16 protein-coding genes and 3 tRNA genes are annotated in these 15,372 nt (G+C 70.0%); 10 read left to right on the top strand and 9 right to left on the bottom strand.

What is annotated here, in order from left to right:
• Nucleotides 1–80 precede the first annotated feature (80 nt).
• From ACWDD7_RS30570 to ACWDD7_RS30560, 3 genes are all read left to right on the top strand, one after another.
• Nucleotides 81–1,346 carry an NAD(P)/FAD-dependent oxidoreductase gene (locus ACWDD7_RS30570; protein WP_450459782.1) on the top strand — a complete coding sequence of 422 codons (1,266 nt, stop codon included), beginning with the start codon at nucleotides 81–83 and terminating at the stop codon, nucleotides 1,344–1,346.
• Nucleotides 1,347–1,393: 47 nt separating this feature from the next.
• Nucleotides 1,394–3,295, top strand: a complete 1,902-nt coding sequence (gene dnaG, locus ACWDD7_RS30565) for a DNA primase (protein WP_450459781.1) — start codon at nucleotides 1,394–1,396, stop codon at nucleotides 3,293–3,295.
• A gap of 103 nt (nucleotides 3,296–3,398) precedes the next feature.
• Complete coding sequence (locus ACWDD7_RS30560) at nucleotides 3,399–4,475, top strand: RNA polymerase sigma factor (protein WP_450459780.1); 1,077 nt, start codon at nucleotides 3,399–3,401, stop codon at nucleotides 4,473–4,475.
• A gap of 57 nt (nucleotides 4,476–4,532) precedes the next feature.
• On the opposite strand, the gene ACWDD7_RS30555 is transcribed toward ACWDD7_RS30560, so the two are convergent.
• The 4 genes from ACWDD7_RS30555 to ACWDD7_RS30540 all read right to left on the bottom strand — a co-directional run bounded on the left by ACWDD7_RS30555 (nucleotide 4,533) and on the right by ACWDD7_RS30540 (nucleotide 10,214).
• Nucleotides 4,533–6,515: an ABC transporter ATP-binding protein gene (locus ACWDD7_RS30555; RefSeq protein WP_450459779.1), complete on the bottom strand. Its 1,983-nt coding sequence runs from the start codon at nucleotides 6,513–6,515 to the stop codon at nucleotides 4,533–4,535.
• Entirely contained in the window at nucleotides 6,515–8,248 is a 1,734-nt protein-coding gene (locus ACWDD7_RS30550; RefSeq protein WP_351870056.1) for an ABC transporter ATP-binding protein, read from the bottom strand. Before ACWDD7_RS30550 ends, ACWDD7_RS30555 begins: the two co-directional genes overlap by 1 nt.
• Before the next feature lie 179 nt (nucleotides 8,249–8,427).
• Nucleotides 8,428–9,879, bottom strand: a complete 1,452-nt coding sequence (locus tag ACWDD7_RS30545) for an FGGY family carbohydrate kinase (RefSeq protein ID WP_351870054.1) — start codon at nucleotides 9,877–9,879, stop codon at nucleotides 8,428–8,430.
• Between the two features lie 29 nt (nucleotides 9,880–9,908).
• A complete protein-coding gene (locus tag ACWDD7_RS30540; protein WP_351870052.1) occupies nucleotides 9,909–10,214 on the bottom strand; it encodes a YtxH domain-containing protein in 306 nt (101 codons plus the stop codon).
• A gap of 159 nt (nucleotides 10,215–10,373) precedes the next feature.
• Here ACWDD7_RS30540 and ACWDD7_RS30535 point away from each other — a divergent pair.
• The 3 genes from ACWDD7_RS30535 (at nucleotide 10,374) to ACWDD7_RS30525 (ending at nucleotide 10,778) form a co-directional block, all read left to right on the top strand.
• Nucleotides 10,374–10,446 (top strand) — tRNA-Asn (locus tag ACWDD7_RS30535).
• 6 nt (nucleotides 10,447–10,452) lie between these two features.
• Nucleotides 10,453–10,525: transfer RNA gene (locus ACWDD7_RS30530), tRNA-Asn, on the top strand.
• Between the two features lie 176 nt (nucleotides 10,526–10,701).
• Nucleotides 10,702–10,778 (top strand) — tRNA-Ile (locus ACWDD7_RS30525).
• 177 nt (nucleotides 10,779–10,955) lie between these two features.
• On the opposite strand, the gene ACWDD7_RS30520 is transcribed toward ACWDD7_RS30525, so the two are convergent.
• The 3 genes from ACWDD7_RS30520 to ACWDD7_RS30510 form a co-directional block, all read right to left on the bottom strand.
• Nucleotides 10,956–11,615, bottom strand: coding sequence for a class I SAM-dependent methyltransferase (locus ACWDD7_RS30520; RefSeq protein ID WP_351867400.1), 660 nt, complete (start codon nucleotides 11,613–11,615; stop codon nucleotides 10,956–10,958).
• Nucleotides 11,616–11,697: 82 nt separating this feature from the next.
• Nucleotides 11,698–12,168, bottom strand: a complete 471-nt coding sequence (locus ACWDD7_RS30515) for a glycine-rich domain-containing protein (protein ID WP_351867374.1) — start codon at nucleotides 12,166–12,168, stop codon at nucleotides 11,698–11,700.
• Between the two features lie 273 nt (nucleotides 12,169–12,441).
• Nucleotides 12,442–12,825 carry a DUF6415 family natural product biosynthesis protein gene (locus ACWDD7_RS30510; protein ID WP_351867376.1) on the bottom strand — a complete coding sequence of 128 codons (384 nt, stop codon included), beginning with the start codon at nucleotides 12,823–12,825 and terminating at the stop codon, nucleotides 12,442–12,444.
• Nucleotides 12,826–13,050: 225 nt separating this feature from the next.
• Here ACWDD7_RS30510 and ACWDD7_RS30505 point away from each other — a divergent pair, with 225 nt between their 5' ends.
• Genes ACWDD7_RS30505 through ACWDD7_RS30495 form a run of 3 tightly spaced genes read left to right on the top strand, consistent with a single transcriptional unit; the run spans nucleotide 13,051 to nucleotide 14,323 of the window.
• On the top strand, nucleotides 13,051–13,350 hold the full coding sequence (locus tag ACWDD7_RS30505; protein WP_450459797.1) for a hypothetical protein: 300 nt from the start codon (nucleotides 13,051–13,053) through the stop codon (nucleotides 13,348–13,350).
• Nucleotides 13,259–13,447 (top strand): DUF6879 family protein, encoded by a 189-nt coding sequence (locus ACWDD7_RS30500; protein ID WP_450459796.1) that lies wholly within the window; start codon nucleotides 13,259–13,261, stop codon nucleotides 13,445–13,447. Before ACWDD7_RS30505 ends, ACWDD7_RS30500 begins: the two co-directional genes overlap by 92 nt.
• 24 nt (nucleotides 13,448–13,471) lie before the next feature.
• Nucleotides 13,472–14,323, top strand: coding sequence for a helix-turn-helix domain-containing protein (locus ACWDD7_RS30495; RefSeq protein ID WP_351867382.1), 852 nt, complete (start codon nucleotides 13,472–13,474; stop codon nucleotides 14,321–14,323).
• A gap of 58 nt (nucleotides 14,324–14,381) precedes the next feature.
• On the opposite strand, the gene ACWDD7_RS30490 is transcribed toward ACWDD7_RS30495, so the two are convergent.
• Both ACWDD7_RS30490 and ACWDD7_RS30485 read right to left on the bottom strand, forming a co-directional pair.
• On the bottom strand, nucleotides 14,382–14,663 hold the full coding sequence (locus ACWDD7_RS30490; protein WP_351867385.1) for a hypothetical protein: 282 nt from the start codon (nucleotides 14,661–14,663) through the stop codon (nucleotides 14,382–14,384).
• Entirely contained in the window at nucleotides 14,660–14,884 is a 225-nt protein-coding gene (locus tag ACWDD7_RS30485; protein WP_450459778.1) for a hypothetical protein, read from the bottom strand. The genes ACWDD7_RS30490 and ACWDD7_RS30485 overlap by 4 nt, the downstream gene beginning before the upstream one ends.
• 135 nt (nucleotides 14,885–15,019) lie before the next feature.
• Here ACWDD7_RS30485 and ACWDD7_RS30480 point away from each other — a divergent pair, with 135 nt between their 5' ends.
• Entirely contained in the window at nucleotides 15,020–15,145 is a 126-nt protein-coding gene (locus ACWDD7_RS30480) for a hypothetical protein (RefSeq protein WP_392212756.1), read from the top strand.
• Nucleotides 15,146–15,372: the final 227 nt, after the last annotated feature.

Genomic DNA, 15,372 nt, shown 5'->3' with positions numbered 1-15,372 from the left:
ATCGGGTCACTCCCCCTTCCCGCAGCACGCCGTGTGCGGGACGCTCGCATGTGGCGGCACCCTTACGAGGAGGCATACAAGTGGTCGACGCGGATCAGACATTCGTCATCGTCGGAGGCGGCCTCGCCGGCGCGAAGGCGGCGGAGACGCTCCGCGCGGAGGGCTTCACCGGCCGGGTGATACTGATCTGCGACGAACGCGACCACCCGTACGAGCGACCGCCGCTGTCCAAGGGCTTCCTGCTCGGCAAGGAGGAGCGCGACAGCGTCTTCGTGCACGAGCCCGCGTGGTACGCGCAGAACGACATCGAGCTGCACCTCGGCCAGACCGTCGACCGCATCGACCGTACGGCCAAGACGGTGCGCTACGGCGACGACGGCACCCTCGTCCGCTACGACAAGCTGCTGCTGGCGACCGGCGCGGAGCCCCGCCGCCTGGACATCCCCGGCACGGATCTCGCGGGCGTCCACCATCTGCGCCGCCTCGCCCACGCCGAGCGGCTCAAGGGCGTGCTCGCCTCCCTCGGCCGGGACAACGGGCACCTCGTGATCGCCGGGGCCGGCTGGATCGGCCTGGAGGTCGCGGCGGCGGCGCGCGAGTACGGTGCGGAGGTCACCGTGATCGAGCCGGAGCCGACGCCGCTGCACGGAGTGCTCGGCCCCGAGCTGGGCAACGTCTTCGCGCAGCTGCACAGCGAGCACGGCGTCCGCTTCCGGTTCGGACGGCGGCTCACCGAGATCATCGGCCAGGACGGCATGGTCCTCGCGGCACGCACCGACGACGGCGAGGAGCACCCGGCGCACGACGTCCTCGCGGCGATCGGCGCGGTGCCGCGGGTCGCGCTCGCGGAGGCGGCGGGCCTGGAGATCGCCGACCGGGCGGGCGGCGGCGGGGTCGTGGTGGACGAGCGGCTGCGGACGTCCGACCCCGACATCTACGCCGCGGGGGACGTCGCCGCCTTCCCGCTGGAGCTGTTCGGCACCCGGATCCGGGTCGAGCACTGGGCCAACGCGCTCAACGGGGGACCGGCCGCGGCGCGCTCGATGCTCGGGCAGGACGCCGTGTACGACCGGGTGCCGTACTTCTTCACCGACCAGTACGACCTGGGCATGGAGTACAGCGGGTGGGCGCCGCCGGGGTCGTACGACCAGGTGGTCATCCGGGGCGACATGGGCAGGCGGGAGTTCATCGCGTTCTGGGTGCGCGAGGGGAGGGTGCTCGCGGGGATGAACGTGAATGTGTGGAACGTCACGGAGCAGGTGCAGCGGCTGATCCGGTCCCGGGCGCGCGTGGAGACGGACGCCCTGGCCGACCCCCGCGTGCCCCTCGACCGCATCGTCCCCTGAGCGTCGGGAGCCCCGGGGCTGTCCTTGCGCCACCGTAGAATTCACTCGTGGCAGGACGGATCAACGACGAGGACGTGAAGGCGGTACGGGACGCGGTCCCGATCGACGCCGTGGTCTCCGAGTACCTCCAGCTGCGGAACGCGGGCGGCGGCAACCTCAAGGGGCTCTGCCCGTTCCATGACGAGAAGTCGCCGTCCTTCCAGGTCAGCCCCGGCAAGGGGCTCTTCCACTGCTTCGGGTGCCAGGAGGGCGGCGACACCATCACCTTCGTGATGAAGGTGGACCACCTCTCCTTCTCGGAGGCGGTGGAGCGGCTCGCCGCCCAGGCCGGGATCACGCTGCGGTACGAGGAGGGCGGGTACAACCCGGCCCACCAGCGCGGCGAGCGCATCCGGCTGGTCGAGGCGCACAAGATCGCCGCGCAGTGGTACGCCGAGCAGCTGGCGAGCGGCCCCGAGGCGGAGACCGGCCGGGTCTTCCTCGCCGAGCGCGGCTTCGACCAGGCCGCCGCGGTGCACTTCGGCGTCGGCTACAGCCCCCAGGGCTGGGACCACCTCACCCGCTACCTGCGCGGCAAGGGCTTCAGCGACAAGGAACTGATCCTCTCCGGTCTCTCCCAGGAGGGGCGGCGCGGGCCCATCGACCGCTTCCGGGGCCGCCTGATGTGGCCGATCCGGGACATCGGCGGCGAGGTCGTCGGCTTCGGCGCGCGCAAGCTGTACGAGTCGGACAACGGGCCGAAGTACCTCAACACCCCCGAGACCGCGATCTACAAGAAGTCGCAGGTCCTCTACGGCATCGACCTGGCGAAGAAGGAGATCGCGAAGTCCAGCCGGGCGGTCGTGGTCGAGGGCTACACCGACGTCATGGCCTGCCATCTCGCCGGGGTCAGGACGGCCATCGCGACATGCGGTACGGCCTTCGGCGGCGAGCACATCAAGATCCTGCGCCGACTGCTGATGGACAACGGCTCGGCCCGGGTGATCTTCACCTTCGACGGCGACGCCGCGGGGCAGAAGGCCGCGCTGCGGGCGTTCGAGGACGACCAGAAGTTCGCCGCCGAGACGTACATCGCGATCGCGCCGGACGGCATGGACCCGTGCGAGCTGCGCCTCGCCAAGGGGGACGAAGCGGTGGCCGACCTGGCCGAACCCCGCACCCCGCTCTTCGAGTTCGCGCTGCGGCAGATCGTGAGCCGGTACGACCTGGACACCGCGGGCGGACGCGCGGCGGCGTTGGACGAGGCGGCACCGGTGGTGGCCAAGATCAAGGACCGCAGTGTGCGTCGTGAGGTCGCGGTTCAGCTGGCGGGCCTGGTCGGAATTCTGGACCAGGAGTTCGTCGTGGATCGCGTCGGCTATCTGGTCCGCAGGAACGGGAACGGCGGACAGGTGAGCCAAGCGCGGTCGCGCGGCCGTACGCCGGAATACGCCACCGCCCCGCAGTCCACGCATTCCGGCCCGGCCCTCACCCTGCGCAACCCGGTGTACGCCGCCGAACGCGAACTCCTCAAACTCGCCCTCCAGCGGCCCGAGTTGGTCTCCCCGGCCTTCGACGCGTACGGAGTGGACGAGTTCACGGCCCCGCCGTACGCCGCCGTACGCCAGACCATCGCGGAGGCGGGCGGCGCCGAGCCGGGCGTGTCCGACCCGCAGGAGTACCTGGTCCGCGTCCGCGAGGCCGCGCCGGACGACACGGTGCGCGCCATGGTCACCGAGCTGGCCGTCGAACCGATCCTCCGCCGCACCGTCGACGAGACCTACGCCGGCACGGTCCTGGTCCAGATCCGCCGCCGCGCCGTCGAACGACGCATCCACGACATCGAGTTCCAGATGACCCGCCTCTCCGCCGGCGGTGACCCCGCCCAACTGGCCGCCGTCCAGAACGAGATGTGGATCCTCCAGCAGTACGACCAGTCCCTGCGGGAACGGGGCGCGGCGGCGCTCTAGGCGCCCGTCGGCGGGCTCCGTCAGCAGCGGGTCACGGACCGGACGCAAAAAGTCACCGCACACCCCTCGTGGCGGCGATGTGTCTTACCCCACACTGTTTGGGGTGCCGAGTCCGGCGTACATCCTGGAGGTCGCCCTCGTGCAGACCCAGACCCTCACCCCTGCCCCCGGTGGTACCGGTGCCGTCACGGACGAGCCGGACGCGGAGCCGGACCTTCTCGTGGCCGTGCCACCACAGGGGCGTCCTTCACCGCATCCGGAGAGCGGTGGGCCGGCCGCCGATCTGTTCCGGCAGTACCTGCGCGAGATCGGCCGCATCCCGCTGCTCACCGCCGCCGAGGAGGTCGAACTCGCCCGCCGGGTCGAGGCCGGACTGTTCGCGGAGGAGAAGCTGAGCAGCACCCCTGACCTGGACAGCCGGCTGGCCCACGACCTGGACCGGCTGGTGGTCATGGGACGGGTGGCCAAGCGGCGGCTCATCGAGGCCAACCTCCGGCTCGTGGTGTCGGTGGCCAAGCGGTACGTCGGGCGCGGACTGACCATGCTCGACCTCGTGCAGGAGGGCAACCTCGGGCTCATCCGGGCCGTGGAGAAGTTCGACTACGCGCGGGGCTACAAGTTCTCCACGTACGCCACCTGGTGGATCCGCCAGGCCATGTCACGCGCCCTCGCCGACCAGGCCCGCACCATCCGCGTCCCGGTGCACGTCGTGGAGCTGATCAACCGGGTGGTGCGGGTGCAGCGCCGCATGCTCCAGGAGCGCGGGTACGAGCCGACGCCCGAGGAGGTCGCCGCCCATCTCGACCTCCCGCCCGAGCGCGTCGGCGAGGTGCTGCGGCTCGCCCAGGAACCCGTCTCGCTGCACGCCCCCGTCGGCGAGGAGGACGACGTGGCGCTCGGCGACCTCATCGAGGACGGCGACGCCGCCAGCCCCGTGGAGTCCGCCGCGTTCCTGCTGCTCAAGCAGCACCTGGAGGCCGTGCTGTCCACGCTGGGCGAGCGCGAGCGCAAGGTCGTACAGCTGCGCTACGGCCTCCTCGACGGCCGCCCGCGCACCCTGGAGGAGATCGGCCGCCTCTTCGGCGTCACCCGCGAACGGATACGCCAGATCGAGTCCAAGACCCTCAACAAGCTCAGGGACCACGCGTACGCGGATCAGCTGAGGGGCTACCTGGACTGAGGGCGGACAAGGAAGAGGGGCCGCCAGGAAACCCGGAAGCGGCCCCCCTCTCCCCGCCTAGTCCACCTCGGCCACCGCCTGCGCGAACTGCGCCTTGTACAGGCGGGCGTACGCCCCGTTTGCCGCCAACAGCTCGGCGTGCGCGCCCTGTTCCACGATGGAACCGTTCTCCATGACGAGGATCGTGTCCGCGTCCCGGATCGTCGACAGCCGGTGCGCGATCACGAACGACGTGCGCCCGGCGGCGAGTTTGGCCATGCCCTTCTGGATCAGCACCTCGGTCCGCGTGTCCACGGAACTCGTCGCCTCGTCCAGGACCAGGATCACCGGGTCGGACAGGAACGCCCGCGCGATGGTGATGAGCTGCTTCTCACCGGCGCTCACCCCCGTGCCCTCGTCGTCGATCACGGTGTCGTACCCCTCGGGCAGCGTCCGGATGAACCGGTCGGCGTGCGCGGCCCGCGCGGCCTCCTCGATCTCGCCGCGGGTGACCTCGCCCTCCCGTCGCCCGCCACCACCCTGAAGGAGTGCGCTGCGCGCACCCCCGTTCACTCCAGCGCCGTACGCGATGTTCTCCGCGATGGTGCCCCCGAACAGCCAGGTGTCCTGGAGCACCATGCCGATCCCGGACCGCAGCTCGTCCCGGGTCATCCTGCGCACGTCCACCCCGTCCAGGGTGATCCGCCCGCCGGAGACGTCGTAGAACCGCATCAGCAGGTTGACCAGCGTGGTCTTGCCCGCGCCCGTGGGTCCGACGATGGCGACCGTGTGGCCGGGCTCCACCGTGAGCGAGAGGTCCTCGATCAGCGGCTTCTCCGGGTCGTACCGGAAGGAGACGTGCTCCAGCTCGACCCGCCCGCGCAGCTTTGCCGGCCGCTCGCCCGGCACCGGGTCCGCCTCCTGCTCCTCCGCGTCCAGGAGTTCGAAGACCCGCTCGGCCGAGGCCACGCCGGACTGCACCAGGTTCGCCATGGAGGCCACCTGCGTCAGCGGCATGGAGAACTGCCGCGAGTACTGGATGAAGGCCTGTACGTCACCGATGGACAGCGCGCCGGACGCGACCCGCAGCCCGCCGACGACCGCCACCAGCACATAGTTCAGGTTCGACACGAACATCATCAGCGGCTGCATCACACCGCTGTTGAACTGCGCCCTGAACCCGGCCTCGTACAGCGCCTCGTTCTGCTCGGCGAACTGCTTCGCCGACTCCTCCTGCCGCCCGAACACCTTCACCAGCGTGTGCCCGGTGTACATCTCCTCCACATGGGCGTTGAGCTTGCCCGTGGTGCGCCACTGCTGCACGAAGTGCGGCTGCGAGCGCTTGCCGACCCGCGTGGCGACCAGGAAGGACAGCGGCACGGTCACCAGCGCGACCAGCGCCAGGATCCAGGAGACCCAGAACATCATCGCCAGCACGCCGACGATGGTCAGCACCGAGTTGATCAGCTGGCCCATCGACTGCTGGAGCGTCTGCCCGATGTTGTCGATGTCGTTGGTCGCCCGCGAAAGCACCTCGCCGCGCTGGCGCTTGTCGAAGTACGACAGCGGCAGCCGGGACAGCTTCGCCTGCACGGACTCGCGCATCCGGTACATCGTGCGGTTCACCGACCGGTTGACCAGCCGCGTCGCCACGGCCATCAGCAGCCCGGCCACCGTGAAGATGACGAGCGCGAGCAGCAGTACGTCGCCGACCGCGCCGAAGTCGATGCCCTTGCCCGGGGTGAAGTCGGTGCTCTGGAGCATGTCCGCGACGGCGCCCTTGCCGTGCGCCCGCATCTGCGCCAGCACCTGCTCCTTGGTGGCCCCGGCGGGCATCTGCCGGCCGATGATGCCGGAGAAGACCAGGTCGGTGGCGCGCCCGAGGATCTTCGGGCCGATCACGCTGAGGGTCACACTGACGACCACGCACGCCAGCAGGCCGTAGACGGTGAGCCGTTCGGGCTTGAACTGGGCGAGCAGCCGCTTGCCCGACCCCTTGAAGTCCATCGACCGCTGGTCGGGGCCGCCTCCGGCCATCATGCGTCCCATGGGCCCGGACATCAGGCGGCCTCCGCTTCCGTCAGCTGGGAGAGCACGATCTCCCGGTAGGTGTCGTTGCCCGCCATCAGCTCCTGGTGCCGGCCGGAGCCGACCACCCGGCCCTCGTCGAGGACGATGATCCGGTCGGCGTCCCGGATGGTCGCCACCCGCTGGGCGACGATGACGACCGTCGCCTCGGCGGTCTCCTCGGCCAGCGCGGCGCGCAGGGCCGCGTCGGTGGCGTAGTCGAGCGCGGAGAAGGAGTCGTCGAAGAGGTAGATCTCCGGGCCCTGCACGAGCGTGCGCGCGATGGCGAGCCGCTGGCGCTGGCCGCCCGACACATTGGTGCCGCCCTGGGCGATCGGCGCGTTCAGCCCGCCCTCCAGGTCGGTCACGAACTCCTTGGCCTGCGCCACCTCCAGCGCGTGCCACAACTCCTCGTCGGTGGCGTCCGGATTGCCGTAGCGCAGGTTCGAGGCGACGGTGCCCGCGAAGAGGTACGGCTTCTGCGGCACGAGTCCGACCGTCCGTGCCAGCAGCGCCGGGTCGACCTCGCGGACGTTCACGCCGTTCACCAGGACCTCGCCCTCGGTCGCGTCGAACAGCCGCGGGACCAGGCCGAGCAGGGTCGACTTGCCGCTGCCGGTGGACCCGATCACGGCCGTGGTCTCGCCCGGCCGCGCCTCCAGCCGGACGGCGCGCAGCACCGGCTCCTCGGCACCCGGATAGCGGAAGCCTGCCTCGCGGATCTCCAGATGCCCGTGCCGGCGCAGCTCGGTGACCGGCGCGAGCGGCGGCAGCACGCTGGAGCCGGTGTCCAGGACCTCCTGTACGCGCTCGGCGCACACCTCCGCGCGCGGCACCATCATGAACATGAAGGTGGCCATCATCACGGACATCACGATCTGCATCAGATAGGCGAGGAACGCCGTCAGGTCGCCGATCTGCATCCCGCCGCTGTCGATGCGGTGCGCGCCGAACCACACCACCGCGATGGAGGACACGTTCACCACGGTCATCACTATCGGGAACATCAGCGACAGCAGCCGCCCGGTGGCCAGCTGCATCTCGGTCAGCTCGCCGTTGACCCGGCCGAAGCGGGTCTGCTCGTACTCGTCGCGGACGAAGGCGCGGATCACCCGGTTGCCGGTGATCTGCTCGCGCAGCACCCGGTTCACCTTGTCCAGGCGGGTCTGCATGGTGCGGAACAGCGGGCGCAGCCGGCGCACGATCAGCGTCACGCAGACGGCCAGCACCGGCACGACCGCGACCAGTACCCCGGACAGCGGCACGTCCAGGCCGAGCGCGAGCACGATGCCGCCGACGCACATGATGGGCGCCGACACCATCAGCGTGAACGTCATCAGGACCAGCATCTGGATCTGCTGGACGTCGTTCGTCGTACGTGTGATGAGCGAGGGCGCGCCGAAGTGGCCCACCTCACGGGCGGAGAAGGACTGCACCCGGTCGAACACGGCACCGCGCACGTCCCGGCCGAGCGCCGAGGCGGTGCGGGCACCCAGGTAGACGGCGCCGATGTTGCACACGACCTGCACCAGCGAGATGCCGATCATCAGGGCGCCGAAGGACAGGATGTAGCCCGTGTCCCCCTTCACGACACCGTTGTCGATGATGTGCGCGTTCAGGGTGGGCAGGTACAGGGTGGCGCAGGTCTGCAGGAACTGCAGCAGGACCTGAAGGGTTATGGGTTTCTTGTAGGGCCTGAGATAGGTCCGTAGAAGTCGTATGAGCACGCTACGTCTCTCGGAGTCGGCGACAGGGGCTGGTCGGTGTGCCCTTGGCCCCTATCGTCGGACACTCCACCCGCGTTACCTCAACCGATTAACCCAACAGCGGATTTTTGTACGGCCTTATGGGTGCCCGCTGTTGTGGGATGGTTTGAGGTGTTTTGTGCGGCTAAGTCGCGCGTGACTCAGTGGAACGCCCCCGGGTGGATCTGCTCCCGCACCGCCGAGAACTGCTGCCGTACCGCCTGCCCGACGGCCAGCTCCTCGCCCGGCTCCAGGACCTGCGCCGCGGCGCCCTGCCAGGCCGGCGGAGTGCGCGGGTCCAGCGTGCCCTGCGAGACACCGAGCGCCCAGGCCGCCTGCCGGGCCGCGCCGATCGCCGTGTAGTCCGCGGGCTGCGGCACGACGACCTGCGCGCCGAACAGCGACGGCGCCGCGGCCTGCACCGCGGGCAGCTCGGCGGCGGCGCCGAGGAGGAAGATCCGCCGCACCTCCACGCCCCGCGCGCGCAGCACGTCCAGCGCGTCGGCGAGCCCGCACAGCATGCCCTCGAACGCGGCCCGCGCCAGGTGCTCCGGCTTCATCGACTCGCGCCGCAGCCCGGTGAGGGTGCCCGCGGTGTGCGGCAGGTTCGGCGTGCGCTCGCCCTCCAGATAGGGGAGGAGTACGAGGCCGTGGGCGCCCGGCGTCGACTTCGTCGCCAGCTCGGAGAGGCTGTCCAGGTCGGGCAGCCCGAGGAGTTCGGCGGTGCCGCGCAGGGTGCGGACGGCGTTCAGGGTGGTGACGACCGGCAGGTGCATGCCGGTGGCGTCGGCGAGCGAGGTGATCATCCCGGACTGGTCGGCCAGTGCCTGGGGGTGGACGGCCATCACCGAGCCGGAGGCGCCGAGGGAGACCACCGCGTCCCCGAGTCCGATGCCGAGCCCGAACGCGGCCGCCATGGTCTCCCCGGTCCCGGCCGAGATCAGCAGCCCCTCCGGGGTCGTGCCGGCCGCCTCGGAGGGGCCGATCACCTCCGGCAGCATCGCCTGGTGGCCGAGGGCCAGCTCGACCAGGTCGGAGCGGTAGACGCCGGTGGCCGCGGACCAGTACCCGGTGCCGGAGGCCCCGCCGCGGTCGGTGGTGCGGCGCGCCGGGCGCCCGAGCAGCTGCCACACCAGCCAGTCGTGGGCCTGGAGCAGGGCGGCGGTGCGCTGGGCGTTCTCGGGCTCGTTCTTGGCGAGCCAGCGCAGCTTGGTCACCGGCTGCGCGGCCCCCGGCACACAGCCGACGGCCTGCGCCCAGGCCTCCCGGGAGCCGAGCGCGTCCATGAGATCGGCCGCGGCGACCTGCGCGCGTCGGTCGCCGCCGGTGAGGGCCGGGCGCACGGTGTTGCCCTGGGCGTCCAGGGGGATCAGCGCGTGCTGCTGGGCGGAGACGCCGATGGCCTGCACGCCCTCCAGCAGGCCCCCGCCGGCGGCCTCCCCGAGGGAGAGGAGCCAGGCCTGCGGGTCGATGTCGCCGGCCCGCGCGTTGCCTTCCAGGGGATCGACCGGATGGGGCGCGTACCCCTGCCTGAGTACGGCACCGGTGTCCGTGTCGCAGACCACGATGCGGGTGAAATCAGGTGAGCTGTCCAAACCGGCGACTATCCCCATGCGGAGAATCTTGCCGCATGTGCGACGTGCTACGTGTTGCTGGTGCCCCAGTCGTCGCCCGCCGAGCCGTTCGACGCGCGGTCCCGCAGCGAGCGCACCCGCTGGGCCACGGAGGAGGGCACATGGTCGCCCACCTTGTCCGTGACCGTGTGGATGGCCTTGCCGGCGTACGTGCGGCCCTGCTGCGCGGCGGTCTCGGCGGTGTTGCGGACGGCCGGGTTCTGGGCGAACCGGCGAGCGGACTTCTTCAGCTGCTCGTAGCGCTCGCGTCCGGCCCGTGTGCCGAGTACGTAACCGAGGGCCAGTCCGGCGATGAACGTGAGCCGGTAGCGCATGGCTGCCACCCTTCCCGTGTGTAGGTCTGTGGTGCGGCGCAGGTCCCGGAGGGAACCGATTGGCGGAGCACCCCCCTGCTTGCGCTAATGTATGTGTCGCAGCGAGCGACCGCCCCCCGGCGAATACCCAGGGAGGGGCGTTCGATGCAATCGAGGCGATCCTCCGTAGCTCAATTGGCAGAGCAGCCGGCTGTTAACCGGCAGGTTACTGGTTCGAGTCCAGTCGGGGGAGCTTCGGTCCTCCGTAGCTCAATTGGCAGAGCAGCCGGCTGTTAACCGGCAGGTTACTGGTTCGAGTCCAGTCGGGGGAGCACGCTGAACGAGGGCCCCTCCGGGGTCCTTTTTCATGTCCGCGGGAACCGCCGTGCCTGCGCCGATGTCCTCAAGGTCATGAGCAGCGCGGAAGCCGACCATCCGAAGCAGGAGATCGTATGAGCGGCTATGCTGCGGCAGACGGCGCGCACACGTGTACGCGACACGCCGCTATGGGGCGGTAGCTCAGCCGGTTAGAGCAGCGGACTCATAATCCGTCGGCCGTGGGTTCGAGTCCCACCCGCCCCACCACCGCACGGCGGCGCAGGAACGATCTCACCTGCGCCGACTGTGCACCCTCCCAACCAGGGATGCGCGCACCGACACGCTGAAGATCGATAGCTCGCCCGCTGCTCGCCCGAACGGATGACGATCAAGACATGGAGCGGCCCCGGTCGGCAAGGTGCCAGCCGGGGCTGCGGTCTGAGATCAGATGCAGGCCTCGACGATCAATGTGCCGACCTTTCGCCGACCGGGCGGGGCAGGCAGCACCCTCGCGCGCACCTTGCTGTACCCGTATTCGCAGAGCAGCTGCTCCCACGTCTCGGGCTCGTGGTCCCAGCGTTTCACGACGAGGGGGTCTTCGTCGGCGTCGCCCGGGATGTAGGAGGCCTGGCAGCCGTAGCAGCCCTCGGTCGGGGGGCGTTGGGAGAACACGAGTCGGCCGCCGGGGCGTAGCCGCGCACGGATGGCTGGGAGGATTCGGGCGGGGTCCGTGAACCAGACAGCGCCGTACACGGAGTACACCGCGGCGAAGCCCTCGCGATCCTGCTCAAGGAAGTTGACGGCTTCTTCCTGCAGCAGTTCCAGCCCCGGCGTCCGCCCCCACCGTTCCCGAGCGGCGGCCAGTTGCTTGGAGGCGATGTCCACTCCGACGGTCCGCAGCCCGAGGGTGGCGAGATGCGCGGCGTTCCCGCCCTTCCCGCAGCCGAGATCCAGCACACGGGCCCCGGCTTTCACTCCGAGGAGTTCCGGGCCGGGCCCGTGGTCCTCGTACTGGGTCCAGTTGAACCAGGTCGTCTCACCGCGGGCGTTCACCGGCCGGCGCTCGGGCCGCTGCCGTGAGTAGGCGTCCCAGGCGATCGCCATTTCTGTCACGTCTTGTTCCGTTCATAGGGCCAGCCGTCCAGCTGTGAAGCCGGACGGCTGGAGTGTTGCACGGTTGGCGCTGTTACTTCTTGCCGCTGTTGGGGCTGTCGGTGCATCCGGCATGGCACTGCGAGCATTCGCCCGTGGCGCCCCACAGCTCGTCGTCGATCGTGTACCCGGCCGCGGCGATGGCGGCCAGCGTGCGCTTCCGAGTGGCCTGCGCACCACCGGGCAGCGACTCGTCCTCACCGGTGGGAACGTGGTGGACGAAGCGACCGACGACGCGCTGACAGAAGACGGCGTAGTCGACGGTGTGCAGGATGAACGCGTGCCAGCCGTAGTCGACCAGCTTGCTCGGCGCGAGGGACTGGCCGGGCTGCTGACCGGACGCGGCGATGAACGCGGCGGCCTGGCCGACGATGCGGCGCGCGGTCATCCTGGTGATGTCTGGGTGGTCGGCCGTGATACGTCGGACGAGCCGGTCGGCCACCTCGGGGGCGACCAGGGTGAGCGCGTCGGTGGCGCTCACGGGACGTTCTAAGGTGACGGTCACGTTTGCCTCCTGTTGTGGATGGTTGCCCTCGTCGATGAGGACGTGGACCCGTCTGTCTCCCCGCAACTCGCACGAGACGGACGGGAGATCGTGGGGTCGGGCGCGCAGTCGGGGCAGGCGTAGTCCTCGACGTCGAGGACGTGGGCGCCCATGTGTCCGCATGCGGTGCCGAAACTGGTTCACCGCAACGGATGGTGCGCTGTGTGGTAGGTCCGCCGCCGGGGCGGGGTAGCGCCGACGGCAGACCTTGCGACTGGCTGGGCAGAGGCCGGGTCAGGTGTGGTCGCGGCCGAGGTTTTCGAGGTGGTCGCAGAGGGCGCCGACGGAGCGGGCGAGACGCTGGGCGTGCGCGACACCGGCGGGCAGGGTGCTGCCAGGCTCCAGGTTGAGGCGCATCCGGGACTCGCCGATGCAGGCCCGCGCGCACACCTTGGGAACGTCGTCGTCCGGCCAACGGCCAGCTGCCGTGTCCACCTCCGGAATCAGCACCATGAGATGGCCGCGCAGTTGCAGCGTGAGCGTCTCCAGTTCCTCGGCGCTGGGGAGTTCGGCGTCTTCGGCGAGCAGCCGGCGGACAGTGGCGCGCATCGTACGGACGTCCGCGGGGGCGCGGTTGTGCTCTGTCAGGGCGGCCGCTCGGACTGTACGGTTCGGCACGTCGACTCCTTCGCAGTCGGCCAGCCCCGGGAGGTGACCGCCTTGCCGGGGCCTTTGCGTACCCGCCGAAGCTAGAAGCGGCATGTGCAACAAGACCAGCGATGTGCAGTTCTTTGCATGGATGGCGAACCAGCCGCACAGTTGTCGCAATCGCGCCCTTGACCGACCACTCCGACGAAGCGACCGTGACGCAAAGAACTGCACATTGCGTGAATGGAGAAGGGCGTGACACTACGGTTCATCGGCATCGACCCCGATACGAAGACAGCAGACTCTCCCACCGTGTGGGTCGACGAGGAAAAACAGGAACTCGTCTTCCAGGGCTGGAAGCCGAGCCCCGAGCTGGAAGCAGAGTGCGCAAAGTTCGAAGTACCAGGGCATGCCATCGGCATCCCGGCCGACGCGGTGGCTGCCCCGCCGGCACGCCTCGGATATCGCACTGCCTGGGAACGACTTCTGGCTGTTCGACGACCGTGTGATCCGCTGGGGCTACTTCTCCGGCAACGGCGCCATGGTCGGACATGAGATCTCCGACGATGCCGTCGCCGCGAAGCTCTGCGCGGAGGCATTCGAAAACGTCTGGTCCCGAGCCATCCCCCACGCCCAGTACGAGATTCACTGACCAGGAAGCACCAGCAGCCAGCTCATGCCCGCATCGCCGTCCTCCTCAGCCCAGGCCGCCCGTGAATCCGTGGCTCACCGGCTGCGCGACCTCCGCAAGGAAGCCGGCCTGACGGTCGTGCAGCTGGCTGCTGCGTGCGGCTGGCACTACTCCAAGACCTCCCGCATTGAGAACGCCCTCACCGGGCCCTCGGCCAATGACATCCGCAACTGGTGTGCCGCCGCCCACGCCGACGACCAGGCTCAAGATCTAGTCATCCAGTCCATCAACGCCGAGTCGATGTACCGGCAGTGGCGCGACCAGGTCCGCGCCGGGCTTCGGCACATCCAGGAAAGCCGCGTGAAGGCGTTCCGCGAGACCGAGTGCCACCGGCTGTACTCAGCAGGCCTCGTCCCCGGTCTGCTCCAGACCGAGGGCTACGCGCTCGCCGTCCTCGGGATCGCCGCGGACGTTCACGGCCTTCCGGCTGGCGACAGCGCTGAAGCCGCCCGAGCCCGCATTGCGCGTTCCCGTATCATCCACGAGCAGGGGCACCGCTTCGTCGTGGTCATCGAAGAGCCAGTCCTGCACTACCGGATCGCGGACCCGGATGTGATGGCCGCGCAACTCGGCTACCTACTCACCGCTGGCGCGCTGCCCGCGGTATCCCTCGGTATCGTCCCGACGACGGCCCGGCGGACGCACTGGCCCGAGGAGACCTTCCACATTTACGACAACCGCCTTGTGTCGGTCGAGTTGGTGTCCGCCGAGGTGAACGTGACGCAGCCCGGCGAGATTGCTCAGTATCTGGACACGTTCGAGCGGCTCCGTGCGATGGCCGTGTACGGCGCGGACGCACGGCTGCTCATCCGCCGGGCGATCGAAGCTCTGGACTGACCCTGGGCATGACGAAGGGCCCCTTTCCGCCGTGTGGCGGAAGGGGGCCGTGGTGGTTTCAGTGCAGGACGAGGGCGGCGCCGGCGGCCACGAGGGCGCCGCCCGCGACGAGGGCGTTGAGCTGGGCGAGGGGCCAACGGCTCCCCTTCAGGGCCTCGATCTCGGCCCGCAGCCCGCCGAGGTCCTTCTCAGTGTCGGTCCGCAGTTGCTTCAGGTCCTCGTCGGTGCGGTCGGTCCGGGCGACCAGCACCGCCAGCTGGCCCTTGATCTGTTCCAGGCCCGTGCGGATCTCTCCCCTCAGCTCGGTCAGTTCGACCGCGACGGTCTCGGGCGGTGTCACTCGCGGGCCCCGGTGTCGGTGCGCAGCCAGCCGGGCAGCAGGGCCTGGACGGCGGGCAGGGCCATGGCGCGGGTCGCGCCGGCAGCGATGGCGAGCGCGGCCGCCACCCAGGGGAGCGCCTTGGGGATCCCGGCGACGCCCACCACGGCGGGCAGCACCGCGGCGATGCCGAGGGCGGTCGGCACGATGGTGCGCAGGGTGTGCTTGGTCGAGTCCTTCATCAGGGGCTCCCTTCAGCTGTTGGGGACGCGGAGCTTGGCCCAGGTGGTGGGGCCGGGCGGCCAGGTGGCGGCTGTCCCGCTGTACCCGCACTTGCGCTGCCAGGCCTCGTAGGACGCGACGTCGCCGGGGCGGACATGTCCCGGGAGGACGTGGAGGGTATCCGCGACGAGTACGGCCGGGCGTACCGGCGTGCGGAGGAATCGGGGAAGCCGAACAGCTACTGGCACACCCACTTCGACGACAGTGGTCGAAGAGCGTGATTCGCCGGATGGCCGAGTACGTGCCGGTATCCGCTGAGGTGCGGATGCTCGCCGAGGCGGAGGATGCCGGCGACGAGGGGACGCCGCGGATCCTGCACGCGCCGCAGTCGGAGACGGCCGCGCTGGAGGCGGAGGCACGACAGGCCGCATGGGAGGTCGACGCCACCGCGACAGGAAGAAGGGGCGCCAGGTGGCCGCGCTGGCCGCCTGGTGGTGCCGGGCCCGCG

The sequence above is a fragment of the Streptomyces sp. NPDC001056 genome, assembly GCF_053598955.1.
Note: the sequence above shows the minus strand (reverse complement) of the source record. Positions and strands in the feature narration are given on the sequence as shown.